This is a genomic window from Chloroherpetonaceae bacterium (assembly GCA_025056565.1).
Lineage (GTDB): Bacteria > Bacteroidota > Chlorobiia > Chlorobiales > Thermochlorobacteraceae > Thermochlorobacter.
In genome coordinates, this window is sequence record JANWWA010000002.1 from 157,309 (window position 1) to 175,626 (window position 18,318).

Here is an 18,318-nt window from a genome sequence, read left to right on the forward strand (position 1 = left end):
CAAAGATTCTCCCAGCTAAGCACACTGAACGCAGCGCCTTCACTGTTACTGAACCGATACAGGCTCTTCCAAAAAGGCGCGCATCACGGCTGAGACGCCACTGCCGATTTCAAAAGGATAGTTCAGTTTCTTTAAGGTCATTTCCAACGCGCCGATAACGGTCAGCATATCGAGCTCATCGTAGAAGCCCAGGTGTGAGATGCGAAAGATTTTGCCAGCGTATTCATCTTGTCCAGCAGCGACCGTAATGCCATGATCGAACTTTAGAACTTTATTGAAGGTCTTCCAGTCTATGCCGTCAGGTAACCAGACGGGCGTAACCGCAAAAGATGGAGATTGGCTAAATAGGCGCATACCCAGTGCATCGCACCCAGCACGACACGCATAAGCCAATCGCTGATGACGTTTCCAGATGTTCTCAATTCCTTCTTGCTTGATAAGCTGCAGCGACTCATCAAGCCCAATGACAAGTGAGACCGCAGGAGTGAAGGGAGTATCGTTGTCTTTGTAGGATTTAAGCGCTTTTTTGAGTGAGAGGTAGTAGCTTGGAAGCTTAGCTTTCTCAATCGCTTGTAACGCACGTTCAGAAAGCGCCACCAAAGCAAGCCCGGGCGGCATCATCAAGCCTTTTTGTGAGCCTGTTACACATGCATCAAGTCCCCATTCATCAAAGCGGAGTTCGTGTGCACCTACAGCCGTCACGCCATCGACGCAGATAAGGGCCTCAGAGTGGTCGCGAATTGCTTTTGCGATGGCTTTTACATCAGTTGCTGTGCCTGTAGAAGTCTCACTGTGCGTAAAATAAACGCCTTTCGTATCGGGGTGTTCTTTCAGTGCTTTGATAATCTCATCGGGCTGGATGCTTGTGCCCCATTGCACCTTGAGTTCTACGCAATTGCCCGTGTATTTGCGAGCCATATCGGCCCAGCGCTCTCCAAACTTTCCACCGTTAACTGCAATGATTTTATCGCCGGGCGAGAACATTGAAACCATTGTGGCTTCCATACCACCAGTACCCGAACAGGTCAGCACCACTACGGGTTGCTTGGTTTGAAAGAGATATTTCAGGTTCTCGTGCACACGCGTCAGAATCTCCATAAACTCTGGGTTACGGTGATGCACAATCGGAGCCGCCATCCGCAGCATTACCTGCTCTGGTACGGGGGTTGGCCCGGGCGTGAAAAGTCGTTTTTTCATATCGCAAGAGTTAGTCGTTTCAAAGTGCGCAAATTTACAACCTGCGCGCTATTTCCCAGTGTGTCCAGCTTCATCTTCACGAGGCACACCAAGCAAGGTGAGGATTTCAGCAGAATGTTCAAGTTCCTCTATCCACACTTTGGGGAGAGCGGTCTCACCGTGCAAAAGTCCCATGGCGCCACCGACAATTGCACCTGTCAGGCTGGTGAGACCGCCCATGTTGACCGTTGAAAGCACAGTAGTTTCAAAATCATCGTGCGCGCGCAGCAGCATGGCAATCGCAAATGCAATCGCTTGTGGCTCAGACATGGCTTCCTCGAATTCCAACACCATATCGTTTGGGAAAAACTCCAGCACCGACAGAATTTTCTCTTGCATGTCAGGAGCAAAAAGTTGCGGCACGATGACTTGTGCATCAAGGGGCGTTTGGACACGACTCATCATCTGAAAGAAGCGCACAAGCAAGGCGGCTGAGTCGGGTTGCACAGCAAAGAAGGCGGGCACGAAGTATGCAATGCTGGCTTCCAGCGATGGCGGGAGTTGCCGCAGAATCAGTCGTACATCTTTGGAGTTTTGTCCAGCACGCAGCCCTGTGGGTGAAGCGGTGGAGTAGTATTCGTCTGTATAGCCCTTAATGCCTTTGAAATACATTCTTACGATGTGATGTGGTTTTCTATGCACAGGTAGCCCTAATGCATCGCCAATGAGAGCACCGAGCACAAAGGCACGCCGCTTGCTCTGATGCGCCTGCTCTTTGCTTTCAGAGATAGGCATCGCTGATGTGGCGGACGAGGAATCAGTTGACAAACTCATAGCCCAAGTTGATGCTCTTTTCAATTGCTGGGATACCCTCTTTCATCCAGCGAGGCATTGGAGCGCCTTTAAGGTAGTGGTCAAAAAATTGCTGCATTCGGATCGAGAGGTCTTTCATATTCTTGCGCTGTGTAAGGTTATGCGCTTCACCGTTGTAGGTGAGCATCCAAACTGGCTTGCCAAGTCGCTTGAGTGCCATGAAAAGCTCAATGCCTTGATACCATGGCACAGCGCCATCTGCATCATTGTGCATAATCAGCAGAGGCGTCTGGATTTTATCGGCTTTGAAAAGTGGGGAGTTTTCCAAATAAAGGTTAGGCTTTTCCCAAAGCGAAGCTCCGATGCGACTTTGTGTGCGCTCATACTGAAACATGCGGCTAAGGCCCGACTCCCAGCGGATACCACCATATGCGCTGGTCATATTTGCAACGGGCGCACCAGCCATTGCGGCCGCAAACATCTTCCCAGTTCGTGTGATAAGGTATGCGGTTTGGTAACCACCCCAGCTCTGACCCTGCAAGCCTAAGCGTTTTTCATCAATATAGCCGCGCTTTAGGAGCGCCTGCACGCCTGAGACTACATCGTCGTAGGCACTTTGTCCCGGATAGCCAATTTTGTAAGTGATGTCAGGAATAAATAGCAGATAGCCATTGCTGGGATACATCGTGCGATTGACTGTTGAGCGGCTGGGGGCAGGAGGGGTATAGAGATGCAAACCATCGCTGCTCCGCTCGTAGTAATAAGTAATCATCGGATATTTTTTCTTTGGGTCAAAGTCCTCTGGCTTGTAGAGCAAGCCCTCCAGCATTTCGCCAGAAAATGAGCGCCACCGAACCAATTCTACTGTCGCCCAGTTATAGTCTTTTTGCTGAGGGTTGGCGTCAGAGATTTGCACAATGTTCTGGAACGACAGGTCAGTAGCGTGTAGATTTGGAAATTCGGACACAGTCATTTTGCGGAAGAGCACTGTGCGAGCCTGTTTAGCTTTCACAAGGTCTTGCACGGCAAAATCACCCATAATGAGCTTCTGCGGAGTGTTGCCTTTGGCAGGTGTGAAAGCATAGTAGCCAGAGGCTTTGGTGTCTTCACGGAAAACCTGCAAAATGAGCGTGTCGCTGGATTTGATGTAGCGTTCTTCATCGTTGAGCTTGACGTAGCGATAACGCATTTTCTCAGCACGCCCATTCGTGAGGCGCTTGGGTGCAGCCTTGCCAGAGAGGTCAAACTGCCATAGGTCGTAGCGGTCGTAAATGAGAGCGAAGCGGTCGCTATCGAGCCAGCCTGCAAAACCATATGGAGCAGGTGGTGAGGGCGTGTCGTTCAGTTCATCTGCAAAAGAGACTTTGAGCGTAGCTGTAAGGTTAAGTGTCTCGCCCGTTTCAAGGTTGTGTGAAAGCCACGCATTTTGCAGCGCAGAATACCAGAGTAAGTATTTGGCTTCAGGCGAAAGATAGATGCCGAAGGCACGTTCGTTTTCCCGCACCAGTTTGCGCGAGCCATCTTTTAGGTTGATCACATACACATCGTTACGAATCGGTGAGCCTTCCCACACTTTGAGGTATCGGTATTTGCTGTCGTCCAACCCAATTGCGCGGTCAGCATTTGCGTCAGCGCTAAGCAAGACCGTAGGCAAAACCTTTGAACCAAGCTGCACAGCGCAGTTTTCGTCCAAGTAATAGACAGCCAGATACGAGCGTTCCTTTTCACGCTGCAAATTACGGATTTGCTCAGGCTGCAAGTCGCTATCGCGCCAATTCCAGATGTCGACGCTAACCACTTCCTCTGGCAGCTTGTTCGTATCTGGCAAAAAAGGTTTCGATGATGTGCCGTAGTAGAGTTTCTTACCGTCTTTTGAAAAGCGAGGGGTGTAGAATTCGCTGACAAGATCGCCTTTGGGCACGGCAGTGTGCAATGTATCAATAAGTTTGGTGGCAGCTGCGTATCCCTCTTTCCAGTAGTAGAGTGCAAACGCTCTGAGCAGTGATTTGCTGGTATCTAAGTCTGCTAAGAAAGCGACTTGGCTTCCTGATTCATCAAACGCAAGGCGCTTGTATCGACCTTTGGCGCGAAAAAGCACTTCCAAGTTGCCTGTCTCGAGATTAACCGCATAAACCCCTGCTTGAAAGAGCGAATCATCACCTGTGGAAGCAAAAATGAAACGCTTGCCATTTTTGGCAAACTCGTATTCCGTTACAAAAGGAAAACGCTCAACTTTGCCTGTGCGCAGGTTACGTAGCACCAGTGTGGTGCCTAAGGAGTCACTCTCTTGTTTGGTGCGTCGGGCTTTGGTAGCTGTATCGCGTCGGTCTGTTTGGACTTTTTCGTGCAGATAAGCAAGCCAGCCGCCTGCTTCTTTGGGCATTTTGAAGGATTTGATGCGTGGCACTTTTTCAAGCGCACCCGTCTCAAGGTTAAAGATGCCTAATGAGTCTTTAGGTAAGTCTTCGTTCTTCACCTTTCGGCGTCGCTGCGCTTTGGTGGTATCGAGCTGTGGTTTAATCTTGAAGACTAAGAATTTTGAGTCGGCTGAAAACTCTGCATTCTCGCCACGCTCAATTTGGCGAAGCTCTACATTTGGCAGTTTGCGCACAAGAAGTGTAGCATCCCCTTCCTGCGGTTTTAGCACATACATTGCATACTGACCGTCATCTGAAATTGCATATTCCGAAATCGTGCGCCAGCTATCATAAACATCGTGCGTGAGCGGCTTTTTAGTTTGGGCAAAAAGCGAAAAGTGGTAAAAGAGGGAGACAAGTGTGAAAACAAACAGTTGTCTCATTGGCAAAGCGGAAGTTTTTGACTTGTAAAAATGCTTGTTACAACTTTGAAGATATAGCATTGCATGGCGTTTTTGAAAATCCTTTTGATGCAATAGCGAGTGCGTGCCGTTGAGCTATCTTTACACTGCATAGACACTCGGATTTGAACAATCACATCGCAAACTAACGCAGAGCAGTGAGACCCTTCGCATCAAAATTGCTGATTGTGGGTGGAAAAGGTGGCGTTGGTAAGACTACAGTGGCGTGTGCCCTAGCGCTTGCCTTTTCCAAACAAGTCAAGACGCTGGTGATTTCAACCGATCCAGCTCATTCACTATCCGATAGCTTGGCAGAGCACATTGGCGACCACATTACGCCTGTAGCCCATACCAGCACTTGCTTTGCCTACGAACTGAGTGCCGAGCGCGCCTTCAAAGCCTTCCTTGCTGCACACGATAAGGAGCTGCGACTCATTATGGACACAGGCACTTACCTCGATGAAGAAGACATTGATATGCTAATGAACCTAACAATGCCCGGTATGGATGAAGTGATGGGACTGAAAGCTATCACAGACTTAATTGAGCAAGCCGAGTATGACAAGTATATCGTGGACACTGCACCGACCGGGCATGCACTTCGGCTTATTTCAATGCCAGAGCTGCTAGATAATTGGGTGAAGGTGTTTGCCAAGCTACGCTGGAAGTATCGTGAAGTGGTCACAAGCTTTAAGGGCAGTTATACGCCAGATGCGGGCGATGATTTGCTCCTGTCACTGAAAAAAGCAGTCAAGCGTATTGAAGCGACGCTCAAAAGTGCAGAGCTATGTGAGTTTATTCCAGTGACTATTCCAGCTGAGATGGCTATTGCGGAAACGGAGCGACTGGTGCAAAGCTTACGTCAGTATGGCATTCACATTCGCCGCTTGTTTTTGAATAATGTGGTGATGGAAAAAAGCCCAGATATGTTCCTTGCTGCCAAGTATGAGGAGCATCTTCGTCTGAGGCAGCGTGTGATGGAAATTTTTTCTGACCTTGAAATCGTGTCTATTCCACTGCAACCCACAGAGGTGCGCGGTAAGGAAAAACTGGAAGCGTTTGCGCGCTTTATTTTTCCATCAGCTTGAGTGCCTTGACTTTGCTGGCGCTGCGCTGGAGATAGATACGTGTGTCTTTGTAGCTCTCATCGCCAATTGCGCTGAAGTGTTTGTAGGCTGTAAGGAAATCCTTCTTGTCGAAGGCAGCTTTGCCCGCTTGATACAACCGCTCTTTTTCTTCGGTGGAAAGTGGCGGTGGTGTGTCTTTGTCGTCTTTATCTTTCTGGGCAATTCGTCGCCGCGCTCTGGCAGCTGCTTCTTCTGCGGCGCGACGAGCTTCTTCAGCACGACGAGCTTCCTCAGCCAGTCCATTCTGCGCACTAACGAAACCTTCTTGTGCCTCTTGCGACTCAGGCATAGCTGTCAGCACAGCTTTGAATGCCGCTGCAGCTTTGGCATAATCTTTTGCAGCCAGTGCTTGTTTGCCAGCAGATAAACTTTGCTCAATGCGCTGCTGAATCTCAAGCCGATTCTGTGTAAGAAACTGATTGGCCTCAACATGATTAGGCACAAGCCGCTGCAGCGAGCGATAGTAGCCTACCAGTGCGAAAAAGTTCCCACTCGCCTTTGCTTCCTTAATGCTTTGCGTAAGTGATTCGGTAGCATCGCGGTAAAAGGCGTGCACTTCATTGAGCTTATCTTGAGAGGGCAAGTGTTTGTAGTTCTCGACCAAAAACTCGAAGTCAGAGCGGGCTTTTTGGAGCAACTGGTGGTCATAGAGTGCTTTGCCTTGCGCCAGTGCTTGCGTAGCACGGTTAAAAATAATCTGAATTTTTTCCTCTTCTGTAAATCGGCTCTCCCACTTGGAAACAGAGGCGCACCCGGCGCTAAGAAAAGCAACAAGCACCGTTAGACGCACATAGTTAGTCATAGAGCACTTGATAGATCGTTACGGCATACAGTTTATTTTTAAGCAGCAGCGTAAAGGGTTCGCTCAGCGTTACACTGCCCTTTGGCAAGTGATGCGCGACTTCTTCGGAGATAAGAATTTCATCGGCTTTGGCAACGCTGCAGAGCCGTGCCGCCGTATTGACCACATCACCGATTGCGGTAAAATCCATTCGGTCTTGACTGCCGATGTTTCCTGTTACCGCCCAGCCCGTATTGATGCCAATCCCGATGCGCAAGCGGCTATATGCTTCTTCAGCTTTGAAAATAGGCTGCAATTTTTCTTGAATTGCAATCGCAGCTGCAACGGCACGCTGTTCTTTGGCACTGCCACGAAAGACCGCCATAACTTCATCGCCGACGAACTTATCAATGTCACCACCGTAGCGTTTGATGATTTCAACTTGCAAGTTGAGCAAGCGGTTAAGCTGGGCAACGACATGCTGCGGCTCATTGACTTCTGCAAATGCCGTAAAGCCACGCACGTCGGAAAAAAGCACGCAGATTTCTTCCTTAATGCCATCCAGCGCGGCAGGGTCATCCACGCTGGCGCGACGAATCATGCCAAGCGTCGACTGCGAGACATACTTGCTCATCATCAAGCGCTCTTTAACGGCAAGCATCATTTTGTTGAAAGAGTCCGTTAGCTCGCTGAGTTCATCGTTCCCTTTAACGGGAAGCGGCTCAAAGATACCTTGAATGACTTGCTTTGTGCCATCATTGAGCACCTGAATGCGTCGGACAAAGAGTGATGTGACGATGCTGAGAATCACCAGTGAAGTTGCAAAGCCCGACAACCCCACAATCAGGGCTTGGCGCTGCTTGGCTTCGATGAGCTGGTTGATGTGGTCGACTGTAAAAAGCAGACGACTGTAACCAACGAAAATGTTTTGTCCGCTGGCTTCATAGAAAAGCTTTTTGGTAAGGTAGATTTTGTTGTCAGAGATGATGCGCTGGTCAGCTTGTGCCTCGAGGCTATTCCAGAGACTGTCCGATGCAGTGGCACTATCACCCAGATCCTCCCCGCGAATGTTTTGGTAGGCGTAGAACCGTCGGTCGGCGTCGACAAAAAACACTTCTTGCAAGCCATCTAACTTCGAGTTGAAGACCTCCCGTATGAATGCACGCAGCACCAAGCGGTCTTGTTCGCCCGAAGACAGAGCCTCCGCACCAATGCTATTCATAGTTTGAAATGTGGTCGTAAAGTTCTTCTCCGCCAGTCGAATCAGATCTTGCTTTTCAGAGTCGAACAAAGCAAAGACAATGTAAGAGAGAATGGCGAGGAAAATCAGCGAGAACGTTAAAAGGTATTTCTTTTGCAGCGTGAAGCGAAAGAGAGACTCTCGCTGGCGCCGAAGGGCTTCATTGAGGCTAAGTTGCCAAGTGCGGAGCAAGCCAAGCTCATTTTCTATCTGTTCCTCTTCGAGTCGTCGTGCATCAAGTTGTGGATTCATATCAACGCGGCGCAGAGATTATCGCGTTTTAGAGTTCAACAGAGCAAAGCAGCACCTCATAGCTTCCCAAGCCTAGCAAGGAACAACCGAAAGAATAGCAAGGAGCGGCTTGCGGCAAAAATCTCAGTAAATTTAGAAAACTGTGCCAAAAGTTAAAGCACAGCCTTAAATAAAGCAAAGTAAGCAGAGCAGAAGAGCTAGGACTTCAAGGGTAAGCTCACGAAGGATAATTCAAATTGCATGTTTGAGATGTAACCAGAATATGCAATCGCCACAGAATATGGAAGCAATTGAATCGGATTTTTCCTTTCGCGTTAAGGAAGCCTTAGCAAAAGATGTAGGGCGAGCTATTGCACGGCTTGACCCTGAGGATATGCGGCGCTTAGGAATTGCTGGTGGTGACATTATTGAAATTCGTGGCAAACGCACCACCTTAGCCAAAGCAATGCCATGCTATGCGGAAGACCGTGGCAAAAGAATTATTCAAATTGATGGGCTGCTGCGGGAAAATGCGCAAGCAGGTCTGGACGAGAAAGTAAAAGTGGAGAAGGCGGCGGTGCAGCCTGCTACAAGAGTTGTGCTGCAACCCCTCTCAGGAGCACTGCGCACCGACAAAGATATGCGCTACATTGCGTCTCTGATTGATGGCACGCCAGTGCTGAAGGGCGACCGTATCCGCATTGCGTTCTTTGGCATCAAGCCCTCTGAATTTCGCGTTTTGGCAACGCAGCCTGAAGGTGCAGTGCTGATTACGGCAAATACGCAAATCCGCTTAGAGCAAGATGCCAGCGTGCGTGAGCCATCTTTAGGGGTGAGCTATGAGGACATCGGTGGATTAGGGAATCAAATTCAACGCATTCGTGAAATGGTAGAATTGCCCTTGCGCTACCCTGAGCTATTTGAGCGGCTGGGTATTCGCGCGCCAAAAGGGGTCTTGCTCTACGGTCCGCCCGGTAGCGGCAAAACGCTCATTGCACGTGCCGTCGCAAATGAAACCGATGCTTACTTTACAAGCATCTCGGGCCCTGAGATTATGGGCAAACTCTATGGCGAATCAGAAGCGCGTTTGCGCGCAATTTTTGAGGAAGCGGCACGCAAAGCCCCTGCGATTATCTTCATCGATGAAATCGACGCAATTGCCCCCAAGCGAGAAGATGTGGGAAGCGAAAAGCAAGTTGAAAAACGCGTGGTAGCACAACTGCTGACCTTGATGGACGGGCTATCCAGCCGCGGACAGGTGATTGTAATTGGTGCAACCAATATTCCAAATGCCATTGACCCTGCGTTGCGTCGCCCCGGACGCTTTGACCGAGAAATCTCTATTCCCATTCCTGACCAGCGCGGTCGGCTCGAGATTCTGAGCATTCACACACGCGGCATGCCACTGTCGCAAGATGTCTCGCTGGAAAAACTGGCAGAAATCACACACGGCTTTGTTGGTGCAGACTTGGAAGCATTGGCGCGCGAGGCAGCGATGTCGGCTATTCGGCAAATTTTGCCCACAATTGACCTCTCTCAAGCCGAGATTCCTTACGAGACACTAATGTCGCTGGAAGTAACGATGGAGAATTTTCGAGAGGCGCTGCGCGATGTAGAGCCTTCAGCGATCCGAGAAGTCTTCGTTGAAGTGCCAAATGTGCGCTGGGAGGAAGTGGGCGGCTTAGACGATTTGAAGCAGGAGCTAATTGAAGCAATTGAATTTCCACTGCGCTACAAAGAGCTATACAGCAAATTGCGCCTCAGACCACCAAAAGGCATTCTGCTCTACGGTCCGCCGGGCACAGGCAAAACACTGCTGGCGAAGGCAGTTGCGTCGCAAGCGGGGATTAACTTTATCTCGGTCAAGGGTGCAGAATTGCTCTCGCGCTATGTGGGGGAATCGGAACGAGCCGTGCGTAACATTTTCAAGATTGCGCGTCAAGCGGCGCCTGCGATGATTTTCTTCGATGAAATTGATGCCCTTGCCCCACGCCGCAGTGAAATGCAGTCCGACGTAGCAGACCGCGTGGTAAGTCAATTGCTCACCGAGATGGATGGTATTGAGGAGCTGAGTGGGGTGATTGTCTTAGCCGCCACGAACCGCATCGATCGGGTTGATGCAGCACTCCTGCGCAGCGGTCGCTTCGAGCTGCAGCTCCAGACACCAATGCCGAATCAAGAAGCAAGGCTGGCGATTTTTAAGATCCACCTGAAGGACAAGCCAATCGAATCGCCACTGCTGCCAGTTGAACTATCACTCAAAACCGAGGGCTGTTCAGGCGCGGACATTGAATTTCTCTGCCGCAAAGCTGCAACCTTCGCCTTGCGTGAAGCCGTACTCAGCGGCAAGCACACCGATGTGCTGATTTCAGCCCGACACTTCGAGAAAGCCCTGATGCAACTGCAAGCACAAAAGGCTTGCTAGCAGGTTCTAATGCGTAAGGGAAAGCAACAAAGAAAGTGGCTAGGCGTGCTGACAAAGCAGGCAGACTTGCGGAGGTAAATTGGCGTTGTAACTTTGCAGAGCATTGTAAAACTAACTGAGTAAAGTTTATGGCTGAATTGCCTGCCAGCTTGCCATCTTGCATAGCGTCTGAGACAGCAGCACCTGCCCAGCGGATTGTGCACTTTGAGGATACCCGCCTTGCCTTTGCACATCGCAGCGATCGTGAGCTCTGGCGTATGCGATGGCTCTTTCGCATCATGAATCACCCCACCCTAAACAAAATAGGCACATCAACACTGCAGCTTGCCTTGCGCCTGCATTTACCCATTGAACCCGTCATTAAAGCCACACTCTTTCGGCAGTTTTGTGGCGGAGAGACGGTTGAAGCCTGTCAGTCAGTCATTCAGGCACTTTGGCAAGCAAAGATCAAAGCTATTTTGGATTACGCCGTAGAGGGCGAGCGCAGTGAGAAGGGGTTTGAGCGCACCGCAAACACGGTGGTGCAAAACATTTGGCGTGCCAGCGGCAATCCAATGTTGCCATTTGCAGTGTTCAAGGTGACAGGCTTGGCTCGCATGGCACTACTTGAAAAAATCAGTGCTCAAGAGCCGCTAACACTGGAAGAGAGGAGCGAGTGGCAACGGGTTCAAGACCGTATTGAGCGCATTGCCGCTGCGGCACGGACGGCAAATGTGCCTGTAATGATTGATGCCGAAGAGTCGTGGATTCAACCAGCGATTGATGAGCTGGCGCTGCAAGCAATGCGGCAGAGCAATCGCCAGCGTGCGATTTTCTTTACAACGCTTCAGCTGTATCGACACGACCGCTTGGCATATCTCAAAGCGCTGTTCGAGCAAGCAACGGCTGAGCACTTCTACTTAGGCGTAAAGCTGGTGCGGGGGGCATATATGGAAAAAGAGCGTGAGCGCGCCGCACGATTGGGTTACCCTTCCCCAATCCATAGCACCAAAGCCGATACCGACCGCGACTACGATGCAGCGATTGATTTTTGCCTCCAGCATCTTGACCGCATCGCACTATGTGCAGGCACACATAACGAAAAAAGCACACTCAAACTGGCAAATGCCTTGCCAAGTCCCGATATGCCCACTGTCTACTTTGCGCAGCTCTACGGAATGGGCGACCATCTTTCCTACACACTGGCTGCAAACGGATTCAATGTGGCAAAGTATGTCCCATATGGGGCGGTGCGTGAGGTCTTGCCATACCTGATTCGCCGAGCCGAAGAAAATTCTTCACTCAAGGGCTATGTGAGCCGAGAGCTTGGACTAATTGAAGCCGAGTGGCGACGACGTCGAAAGCGACTGTGAAAAATTCACCAGTGCTCCCTTGCTTCAAGTCAATCTGGCGCAAATTTTACGCTGGGCGCTAAGTCCGAAATTTTGGCATTAGTTTTGACGCAAGGCATCAGGGCAAAGATGCCTGCTTGCACTATCTCAGAAAACCTTAAACTTTTGACCAGCTATGTCACACAGCCTTCTCTTTGTCGATGATGAACCCAATATCGTTCAATCGCTAAGCTTACTGTTCGATGACCATAAGGTTTTTACAGCCAATAGTGGATTTGAAGCCTTAGAAATTTTTCAACGTGGCGAAAAAATTGATGTAATTGTCAGTGACCAGCGTATGCCCGGTATGCTGGGCGTAGAACTGCTGAAAGAAGTAAAACGCATCAGCCCAAACACGGTGCGGATTTTGCTCACGGGCTACTCCGACCTCGACGCAATTATTGACTCGGTTAATGCAGGTGAAATCTTCCGCTACATCAACAAGCCGTGGCAAAGCAGTAAGCTCAAAGAAACTGTGGCATTAGCGTGCGAGTATGCTGACCGTTTGAAGACCGCTCCGCAGCCTGCCCCACGCACGACCAGCGCCTCAGCTGGTCTCTTGCAAGCGCTCGGTGTCAGTCAGATTCCTGACACGCACAAAGAACATTTGCTCTTCGTTGACCCCAAGCCCGCCAACCTGCAGGCATACCGACAGGTATTAGGTCAAAACTATATCGTTCACACGGCTGAAAGCGCCGCACAGGCATTTGTAATTTTGAAGTCGCAGCCAATTTCAGTGCTCATCTCCGAAATAAACTTGCCTGACACCAGTGCAGCAGACTTCCTTGTAGCAGTTGCCGCTGAGAAACCTGATGTGGTAACCATTCTGCTCAGCGATAGCCGTGATGCCAGCATCGCCGTGCGGCTGATCAATGAAGCACAAGTCTTTCGCTATCTGATAAAGCCGATGCAACGAGAGTTGCTGAAATCGACCATAGAGCTGGCAATTTCTCGCCACCATGCATTAGTGAGCACGCCGCAAATCAACACGCGAGCCTATATGGGTGTCAAGGGTGTTGCAGCACTATCGCAAGGTGATTCCAAATCGCTTGAAGAAGCAGTTGCCAAAGTGCGTGAAATTCTAAAAGCGCGTGTTACATATTAGGCGTGCAAGAAATGTTGGGTAACTAAAAGGTGGGGGCATTGCTAAACGGACGGGTGTAGCTAAGGCCCTGTGGCTTGCACCGTATCATTTTAGCAGTGCCTAGCTCCGAGACCTTCCTGCAATGCCGGCACGCTATTCCTGACACAGCGCTGCAGGGCAGGCAGTTCGCCTCGCAAAGATATTGCAACTGCAGAGCAAAGGGCAGAATGTGTTTGTGTTTTCATAAAGCAAGTAGCCTTGCGCAGTTGAAGATAGCTGCGTAAGTTAGGCAATAAGCCTCCGCTCAGAATGAAGATGCCTATCTTTTTCCGTTGGCAATAATTTTTTGAGCGCGGTTGTGCAGCCAGTCCAAAGGTGCACTGAGCGCACTGTTGAGGAACAAGTGAGTCAAGCGATATGATAGCTTATCTACTTTGCGGGGCGATTCTATGCACCGCTGTCATCGCAACGGTGGCGCATGCTCAGCTGCGTGATATTGATAGCCTAAAATCGCTACTACGAGTGCCAGATAAGCTAACGCTGGCAGATAGTGTATCCGTCGATATGCTCAATCGGCTCGCAATGCTCTATCGCCTTCGCTCATCGGATTCCGCTCTATACTACGCTGAACAAGCGGCGCACATTGCGGAGCAAATTGGATACCCGAAAGGGAAACTTTATGCACTGCTGACGCGACTCTCGGTCTATGGGGGCTACAATACTTCTACAAGTAATCTTTCGCTTATCAAAAGCACGGCGGATTCTGCAGTGCAGTTGGCGCGCGCGATGAGCGACCAAATCAAAGCTGATGCGATGCTGGAAGTCGGACGCGCCTACAGTTCAAGGCTCGACAAAGAGGAAGGAATTAGAATGTTACTGGAAGCGCTGAAGAGCTATGAGCGACTGGGCGACAAGACAGGAATGAGCAAAGCATGGTATTACATTGCACTAGTGCACTACACCAACGAAAGCTATCAAGATGCCCTGACAGCAAACCAACAAGCAGCACGCCTAATGCAAGAGACTGGCAACCGCCGTAGCACGTCAATTATTCTCAATAATTTGGCACTGTGCTACGATGCACTTGGGCAAGCTGATACCGCAATATCTATCTGGAAGCAGGCACTATCCTTAGCTGAAGCGGTCGATGAAGTTCAAACCATCTGGTCAGTAACGGCTAATCTGGCGCGAGTGTGTTTGCGCCAACAGCAATACAGCGAAGCAGAACGCTACATTGCTCGCTCGCTGGAAGTCTCAAAGCCCTATCCTGCCCGATATGCCAGCTCACTGATGCACAAAGGAAGAATCCACTTGGCAAAGAAGGAGTTGCAAGAGGCGCTACGCTGTGCCGAAGAAAGCCTCCGCCTGTACCAAAAGTCGCAGGGATACGCAATTGATGAATGCTTGAAATTGCTGGCAGAGATTTATGCTGAAATGGGCCGCTTTAAAGATGCCTATACCTTTCAGAAGCGGTATTCAGAATTTCAAGATTCAGCCTACACTGCACGCAAAGCAGCGATTGTGGCAGAATTGCAAAGCAAGTATGATGTGGAGAAAAAGAATCAAGAAATTGAGCTGTTGCGGCGCGACCGTGAAAGAGATGCCATAGTCCGCACGGCACTTTTGGGCGGGGTGGTACTGACCACCAGTTTAGCATTGGTGATTGCCAATCGGTTTCGCCTAAAGCAAAAAGCCGAAGCGGAAATTCAGGAGAAAAATTTGGCGCTCAGCGCGGCACTCCAAGAAGCGGAGCATCAAGCGGCAGAAGCACATCGCCAACGCTTAGAAGCCGAAGCACAGCGAAAAGTCGCTGAAGACGCCAACGCACTGAAAACAGAATTGCTCAGCATCGCTTCACATGACCTACGAAACCCACTGCAGTCTATCATCGGATTTACATTGCTGATCAAAGAAAAGTATGCAGACGACAAAGCGCTCGTTACAAGTCTTGAGAAGATTGAGCGCGCTGCAGAGCGAATGCTGAGACTCATTCATGATTTACTTGCCACTGCAGCACTGGACGCAGGCAAGCTCACCTTAAAGCAAGAGATTGTCAGCGTAGATGAGCTGCTGCACTCAGTGGTGGAGTCGCTGCAAGTGCAAGCGGAAAAGAAGAATCAAGTGTTATACCTTCGGGCAGAGTCAGGTGCAAAGGTAAATGTCGACCCTGACCGAATGCGTGAAGTGTTTGAGAACCTTATCAGCAATGCCATCAAATACTCAGGTTTTGGCAAGCCTATCTGGATTACTGTAGAGAATGCACTGGGCTGTGTGCAGACAAGCCAAAATGCGGCATCGGGTCAGTCAGGTGAAAACGAACTCGTGCGCATCGCCGTGCGCGACGAAGGTGAGGGATTAAGCGAGGACGACATGAAGCGAATGTTTGGCAGATTCCAGCGGCTTTCTGCGCGTCCTACAGGTGGCGAAAGTTCAACAGGCTTGGGCTTGTTTATCGTCAAGCAGATTGTGGAACTGCACAGCGGGCGGATTTGGGCAGAATCCGAAGGTAAAGGCAAAGGCGCAACGTTCATTGTGGAACTTCCCGCCGTAAAGGCATAAGAACAGTATCGCAATAGCCAAGAACGCCCTACTCATACTGCTGGCATCACTGAAACGCTCTCCGAGCCAGAGAGGTTAAAGGAAATATCTTCACCAACACTTTCTACGGTCGCAGTATGCTAAATCTTCAAACTTCAAAGCAGCTCTTTGAGCGGGCACAGCGTGTGATTCCGGGCGGAGTAAACTCACCTGTGCGTGCCTTTAAGTCTGTCGGCGGAACGCCCGTGTTTATGGTCAAGGGCGACGGGGCGTATCTCTACGACGCCGATGGCAATTGCTACATTGACTACATCGGCTCTTGGGGACCGTTCATTTTGGGGCACTCTCACCCACGCGTGGTAGCAGCCATTGAGCGAACGCTTCGGCAAGTTGGCACAAGTTTCGGCGCCCCAACCGAGTTGGAAGTTGAGCTGGCTGAGCTAATTGCCAAGCTGATGCCCTCAATGGAAATGGTGCGAATGGTAAATTCAGGCACGGAAGCCTGCATGTCTGCAATTCGCGTCGCTCGCGGTTACACAGGTCGAGAAAAAATCATCAAATTTGAGGGGTGCTATCATGGACATGGCGATTCATTTCTCATCAAGGCAGGCTCTGGCGCATTGACCTTAGGTGTGCCAAATAGCCCAGGCGTAACCAGAGGCACGGCGCAAGATACGCTGAACGCAACCTTCAACGATATTGAATCGGTGCGCCAATTAGTCAAAGCCTATCCCAATCAAATTGCAGCGGTCATCATTGAGCCAATTGGTGGCAATATGGGCGTTGTGCCAGCAAAGCCAGAGTTTCTCCATGCACTGCGCCAGCTCTGCACTGATGAAGGCATCGTTCTAATTTTTGATGAAGTAATGACAGGTTTTCGCGTCGCATTAGGCGGGGCGCAATCGCTCTACGGCATCACGCCCGACTTAACCACGCTGGGAAAAATCATCGGTGGTGGGCTGCCAGTAGGGTGCTATGGTGGCAAGCGGGAGATTATGAGCCGCGTGGCACCCGCAGGCGACATCTACCAAGCTGGCACACTCTCAGGCAATCCACTGGCCATGACCGCAGGATTAGAAACGCTGCGCATTCTCGCCGAAGAAAATCCATACCCAGAATTGGAAGCCAAAGGCAAAATCCTGGAAGAAGGCTTTCGTGAAAACTTACGCAAACTCGGGCTAAACCTCTGTCTGAAACGTGTCGGCTCAATGATGTGTCTCTTTATGACCGAGACCGACGTGATAGATTTCCAGACCGCCACTACATCAGACACGAAAAAGTATGCCGCATATTTCCACGCTATGCTGGAACGCGGTATCTATCTTGCCCCAGCACAATATGAAGCAATGTTCTTTTCTATCCGACACGGTGAACCTGAACTTGAAAGAACTATCAAAGCCAATTTTGAAGCTTTGGAGCAAGTCTATGCTTCGCTACCGGCCTAGCACAGCGTGTCAGGGTGAAAAGCATAACACTTGGCGTGCGGAGTAGCGATGACTACACATTTGCAATGCTTGCCACACAAGAATTTTTTGTTATGTTCAAGGCGTTTTGAGTAGAGAAACGCACTTTTGCGCAACCATAACCAAGACGCACGATGGATTACCGTTTTACCCAGTGGAATGAGCGACACGCTGCCAGCCAGAGCACCCTCGAGAAGATGCTCAAAATCTTCAACCAACTGCTCATCTACACTAACGGCGACGCTAACCAAGCCTTGCAGTGGATGACGGAAATGGATCGCCAATACGGCTTAGGCGATGATGAGATTGGAATGGGCGAATTTATTGAGTGGCTCAAGCGCGAAGGATACTTGGAAGATGCAGCCGAGCGAGGTGAGTTTCAAATCACAGGCAAAACAACCAAGAAAATCCGTGAAGATTCGCTAAATGAAATTTTTTCCACTTTGCGAAAGCAAAGCGCATTTGGCAACCACAAAATTCCGCGCACAGGTCAATCCGATGAGCGAATGCCAGAAACGCGTCCTTGGCGATTTGGTGATAACCTGCAAAACTTAGACCTCACAGCCACTATCAACAATGCCCTCAAGCGCAGCATTGACGATATTGTGCTTTCCGAAGAAGATTTCCGCATCTATGAAACTGAGCATCAGACAACCTGCGCAACGGTGCTGATGATTGACATTTCGCACTCAATGATTCTTTACGGTGAAGACCGCATCACGCCCGCAAAGAAAGTGGCAATGGCCTTAGCGGAGCTAATTCTGACACGCTACCCGAAAGATTCGCTTGACATTATCCTGTTTGGCGATGAGGCTTGGACAGTAGATGTCAAGGACTTGCCTTTTGTGAGCGTAGGACCGTATCACACCAACACCAAGGCAGGGCTGGCACTGGCGCGACAAATTCTCAAGCGCAAAAAAAACCAAAACAAGCAGATTTTTATGATTACGGACGGCAAGCCCTCTGCGATTAATGAGGGCGCCAAGATTTACAAAAATTCATTTGGGCTTGACCGCAAGATTGTCAACAAAACACTCGATGAAGCCGTCATTTGCCGAAAGGACAAAATCACGATTACGACCTTTATGGTTACAAGCGACCCATACTTGCAGGGGTTCGTGCGTGAGCTGACCGAGGCAAACCGCGGTCGAGCGTATTTTAGCGGGCTAGACAACTTAGGCGAGTATCTTTTTATCGACTACATTCGCAACCGTCGTAAAAAATTACGCTGAGCTTGAACTTAAAACAAACG

The 18,318-nt window shown here is 49.9% G+C and carries 12 protein-coding genes; 7 read left to right on the forward strand and 5 right to left on the reverse strand.

The features are described 5' to 3' along the window. Window positions 1–45: 45 nt before the first annotated feature. Genes NZM05_02910 through NZM05_02920 form a run of 3 tightly spaced genes read right to left on the reverse strand, consistent with a single transcriptional unit; the run spans window position 46 to window position 4,789 of the window. Complete coding sequence (locus tag NZM05_02910; protein ID MCS7012570.1) at window positions 46–1,197, reverse strand: alanine--glyoxylate aminotransferase family protein; 1,152 nt, start codon at window positions 1,195–1,197, stop codon at window positions 46–48. A 48-nt stretch (window positions 1,198–1,245) separates the two neighbouring features. Then, entirely contained in the window at window positions 1,246–2,010 is a 765-nt protein-coding gene (locus NZM05_02915) for an ADP-ribosylglycohydrolase family protein (GenBank protein MCS7012571.1), read from the reverse strand. Continuing rightward, the gene (locus tag NZM05_02920; GenBank protein MCS7012572.1) at window positions 1,994–4,789 is read right to left on the reverse strand and encodes a prolyl oligopeptidase family serine peptidase; all 2,796 of its coding nucleotides are present in this window, start codon (window positions 4,787–4,789) and stop codon (window positions 1,994–1,996) included. Before NZM05_02920 ends, NZM05_02915 begins: the two co-directional genes overlap by 17 nt. A 176-nt stretch (window positions 4,790–4,965) precedes the next feature. Between NZM05_02920 and NZM05_02925 the strand changes: the two genes are divergently transcribed. Then, on the forward strand, window positions 4,966–5,895 hold the full coding sequence (locus NZM05_02925; protein MCS7012573.1) for an ArsA family ATPase: 930 nt from the start codon (window positions 4,966–4,968) through the stop codon (window positions 5,893–5,895). Here the strand turns inward: NZM05_02925 and NZM05_02930 are convergent. Next, the gene (locus NZM05_02930; GenBank protein MCS7012574.1) at window positions 5,876–6,736 is read right to left on the reverse strand and encodes a hypothetical protein; all 861 of its coding nucleotides are present in this window, start codon (window positions 6,734–6,736) and stop codon (window positions 5,876–5,878) included. The two genes, NZM05_02925 and NZM05_02930, sit on opposite strands and share 20 nt — an antisense overlap. Continuing rightward, window positions 6,729–8,207, reverse strand: coding sequence for a hypothetical protein (locus NZM05_02935; GenBank protein ID MCS7012575.1), 1,479 nt, complete (start codon window positions 8,205–8,207; stop codon window positions 6,729–6,731). Before NZM05_02935 ends, NZM05_02930 begins: the two co-directional genes overlap by 8 nt. A gap of 262 nt (window positions 8,208–8,469) precedes the next feature. Between NZM05_02935 and NZM05_02940 the strand changes: the two genes are divergently transcribed. From NZM05_02940 to NZM05_02965, 6 genes are all read left to right on the forward strand, one after another. Beyond that, the gene (locus tag NZM05_02940; protein ID MCS7012576.1) at window positions 8,470–10,611 is read left to right on the forward strand and encodes a CDC48 family AAA ATPase; all 2,142 of its coding nucleotides are present in this window, start codon (window positions 8,470–8,472) and stop codon (window positions 10,609–10,611) included. A 128-nt stretch (window positions 10,612–10,739) separates the two neighbouring features. Then, the gene (locus NZM05_02945) at window positions 10,740–11,963 is read left to right on the forward strand and encodes a proline dehydrogenase family protein (protein MCS7012577.1); all 1,224 of its coding nucleotides are present in this window, start codon (window positions 10,740–10,742) and stop codon (window positions 11,961–11,963) included. A gap of 154 nt (window positions 11,964–12,117) precedes the next feature. Then, window positions 12,118–13,086 (forward strand): response regulator, encoded by a 969-nt coding sequence (locus NZM05_02950; protein ID MCS7012578.1) that lies wholly within the window; start codon window positions 12,118–12,120, stop codon window positions 13,084–13,086. A gap of 396 nt (window positions 13,087–13,482) precedes the next feature. Beyond that, window positions 13,483–15,624 carry a tetratricopeptide repeat-containing sensor histidine kinase gene (locus NZM05_02955; protein ID MCS7012579.1) on the forward strand — a complete coding sequence of 714 codons (2,142 nt, stop codon included), beginning with the start codon at window positions 13,483–13,485 and terminating at the stop codon, window positions 15,622–15,624. 116 nt (window positions 15,625–15,740) lie between these two features. Beyond that, complete coding sequence (gene hemL / locus NZM05_02960; protein MCS7012580.1) at window positions 15,741–17,048, forward strand: glutamate-1-semialdehyde 2,1-aminomutase; 1,308 nt, start codon at window positions 15,741–15,743, stop codon at window positions 17,046–17,048. Window positions 17,049–17,200: 152 nt separating this feature from the next. Beyond that, window positions 17,201–18,298 (forward strand): VWA domain-containing protein, encoded by a 1,098-nt coding sequence (locus tag NZM05_02965; protein ID MCS7012581.1) that lies wholly within the window; start codon window positions 17,201–17,203, stop codon window positions 18,296–18,298. Window positions 18,299–18,318 lie beyond the last annotated feature (20 nt).

Bases quoted from the DNA above. Each gene is read 5' to 3' on its own strand.
- NZM05_02950 (MCS7012578.1), top strand. From the start codon at position 12,118: ATGTCACACAGCCTTCTCTTTGTCGATGATGAACCCAATATCGTTCAA.
- NZM05_02915 (MCS7012571.1), bottom strand. From the start codon at position 2,010: ATGAGTTTGTCAACTGATTCCTCGTCCGCCACATCAGCGATGCCTATC.
- NZM05_02920 (MCS7012572.1), bottom strand. From the start codon at position 4,789: ATGAGACAACTGTTTGTTTTCACACTTGTCTCCCTCTTTTACCACTTT.
- NZM05_02945 (MCS7012577.1), top strand. From the start codon at position 10,740: ATGGCTGAATTGCCTGCCAGCTTGCCATCTTGCATAGCGTCTGAGACA.
- hemL (MCS7012580.1), top strand. From the start codon at position 15,741: ATGCTAAATCTTCAAACTTCAAAGCAGCTCTTTGAGCGGGCACAGCGT.
- NZM05_02955 (MCS7012579.1), top strand. From the start codon at position 13,483: ATGATAGCTTATCTACTTTGCGGGGCGATTCTATGCACCGCTGTCATC.
- NZM05_02930 (MCS7012574.1), bottom strand. From the start codon at position 6,736: ATGACTAACTATGTGCGTCTAACGGTGCTTGTTGCTTTTCTTAGCGCC.
- NZM05_02965 (MCS7012581.1), top strand. From the start codon at position 17,201: ATGGATTACCGTTTTACCCAGTGGAATGAGCGACACGCTGCCAGCCAG.
- NZM05_02940 (MCS7012576.1), top strand. From the start codon at position 8,470: ATGCAATCGCCACAGAATATGGAAGCAATTGAATCGGATTTTTCCTTT.
- NZM05_02910 (MCS7012570.1), bottom strand. From the start codon at position 1,197: ATGAAAAAACGACTTTTCACGCCCGGGCCAACCCCCGTACCAGAGCAG.
- NZM05_02935 (MCS7012575.1), bottom strand. From the start codon at position 8,207: ATGAATCCACAACTTGATGCACGACGACTCGAAGAGGAACAGATAGAA.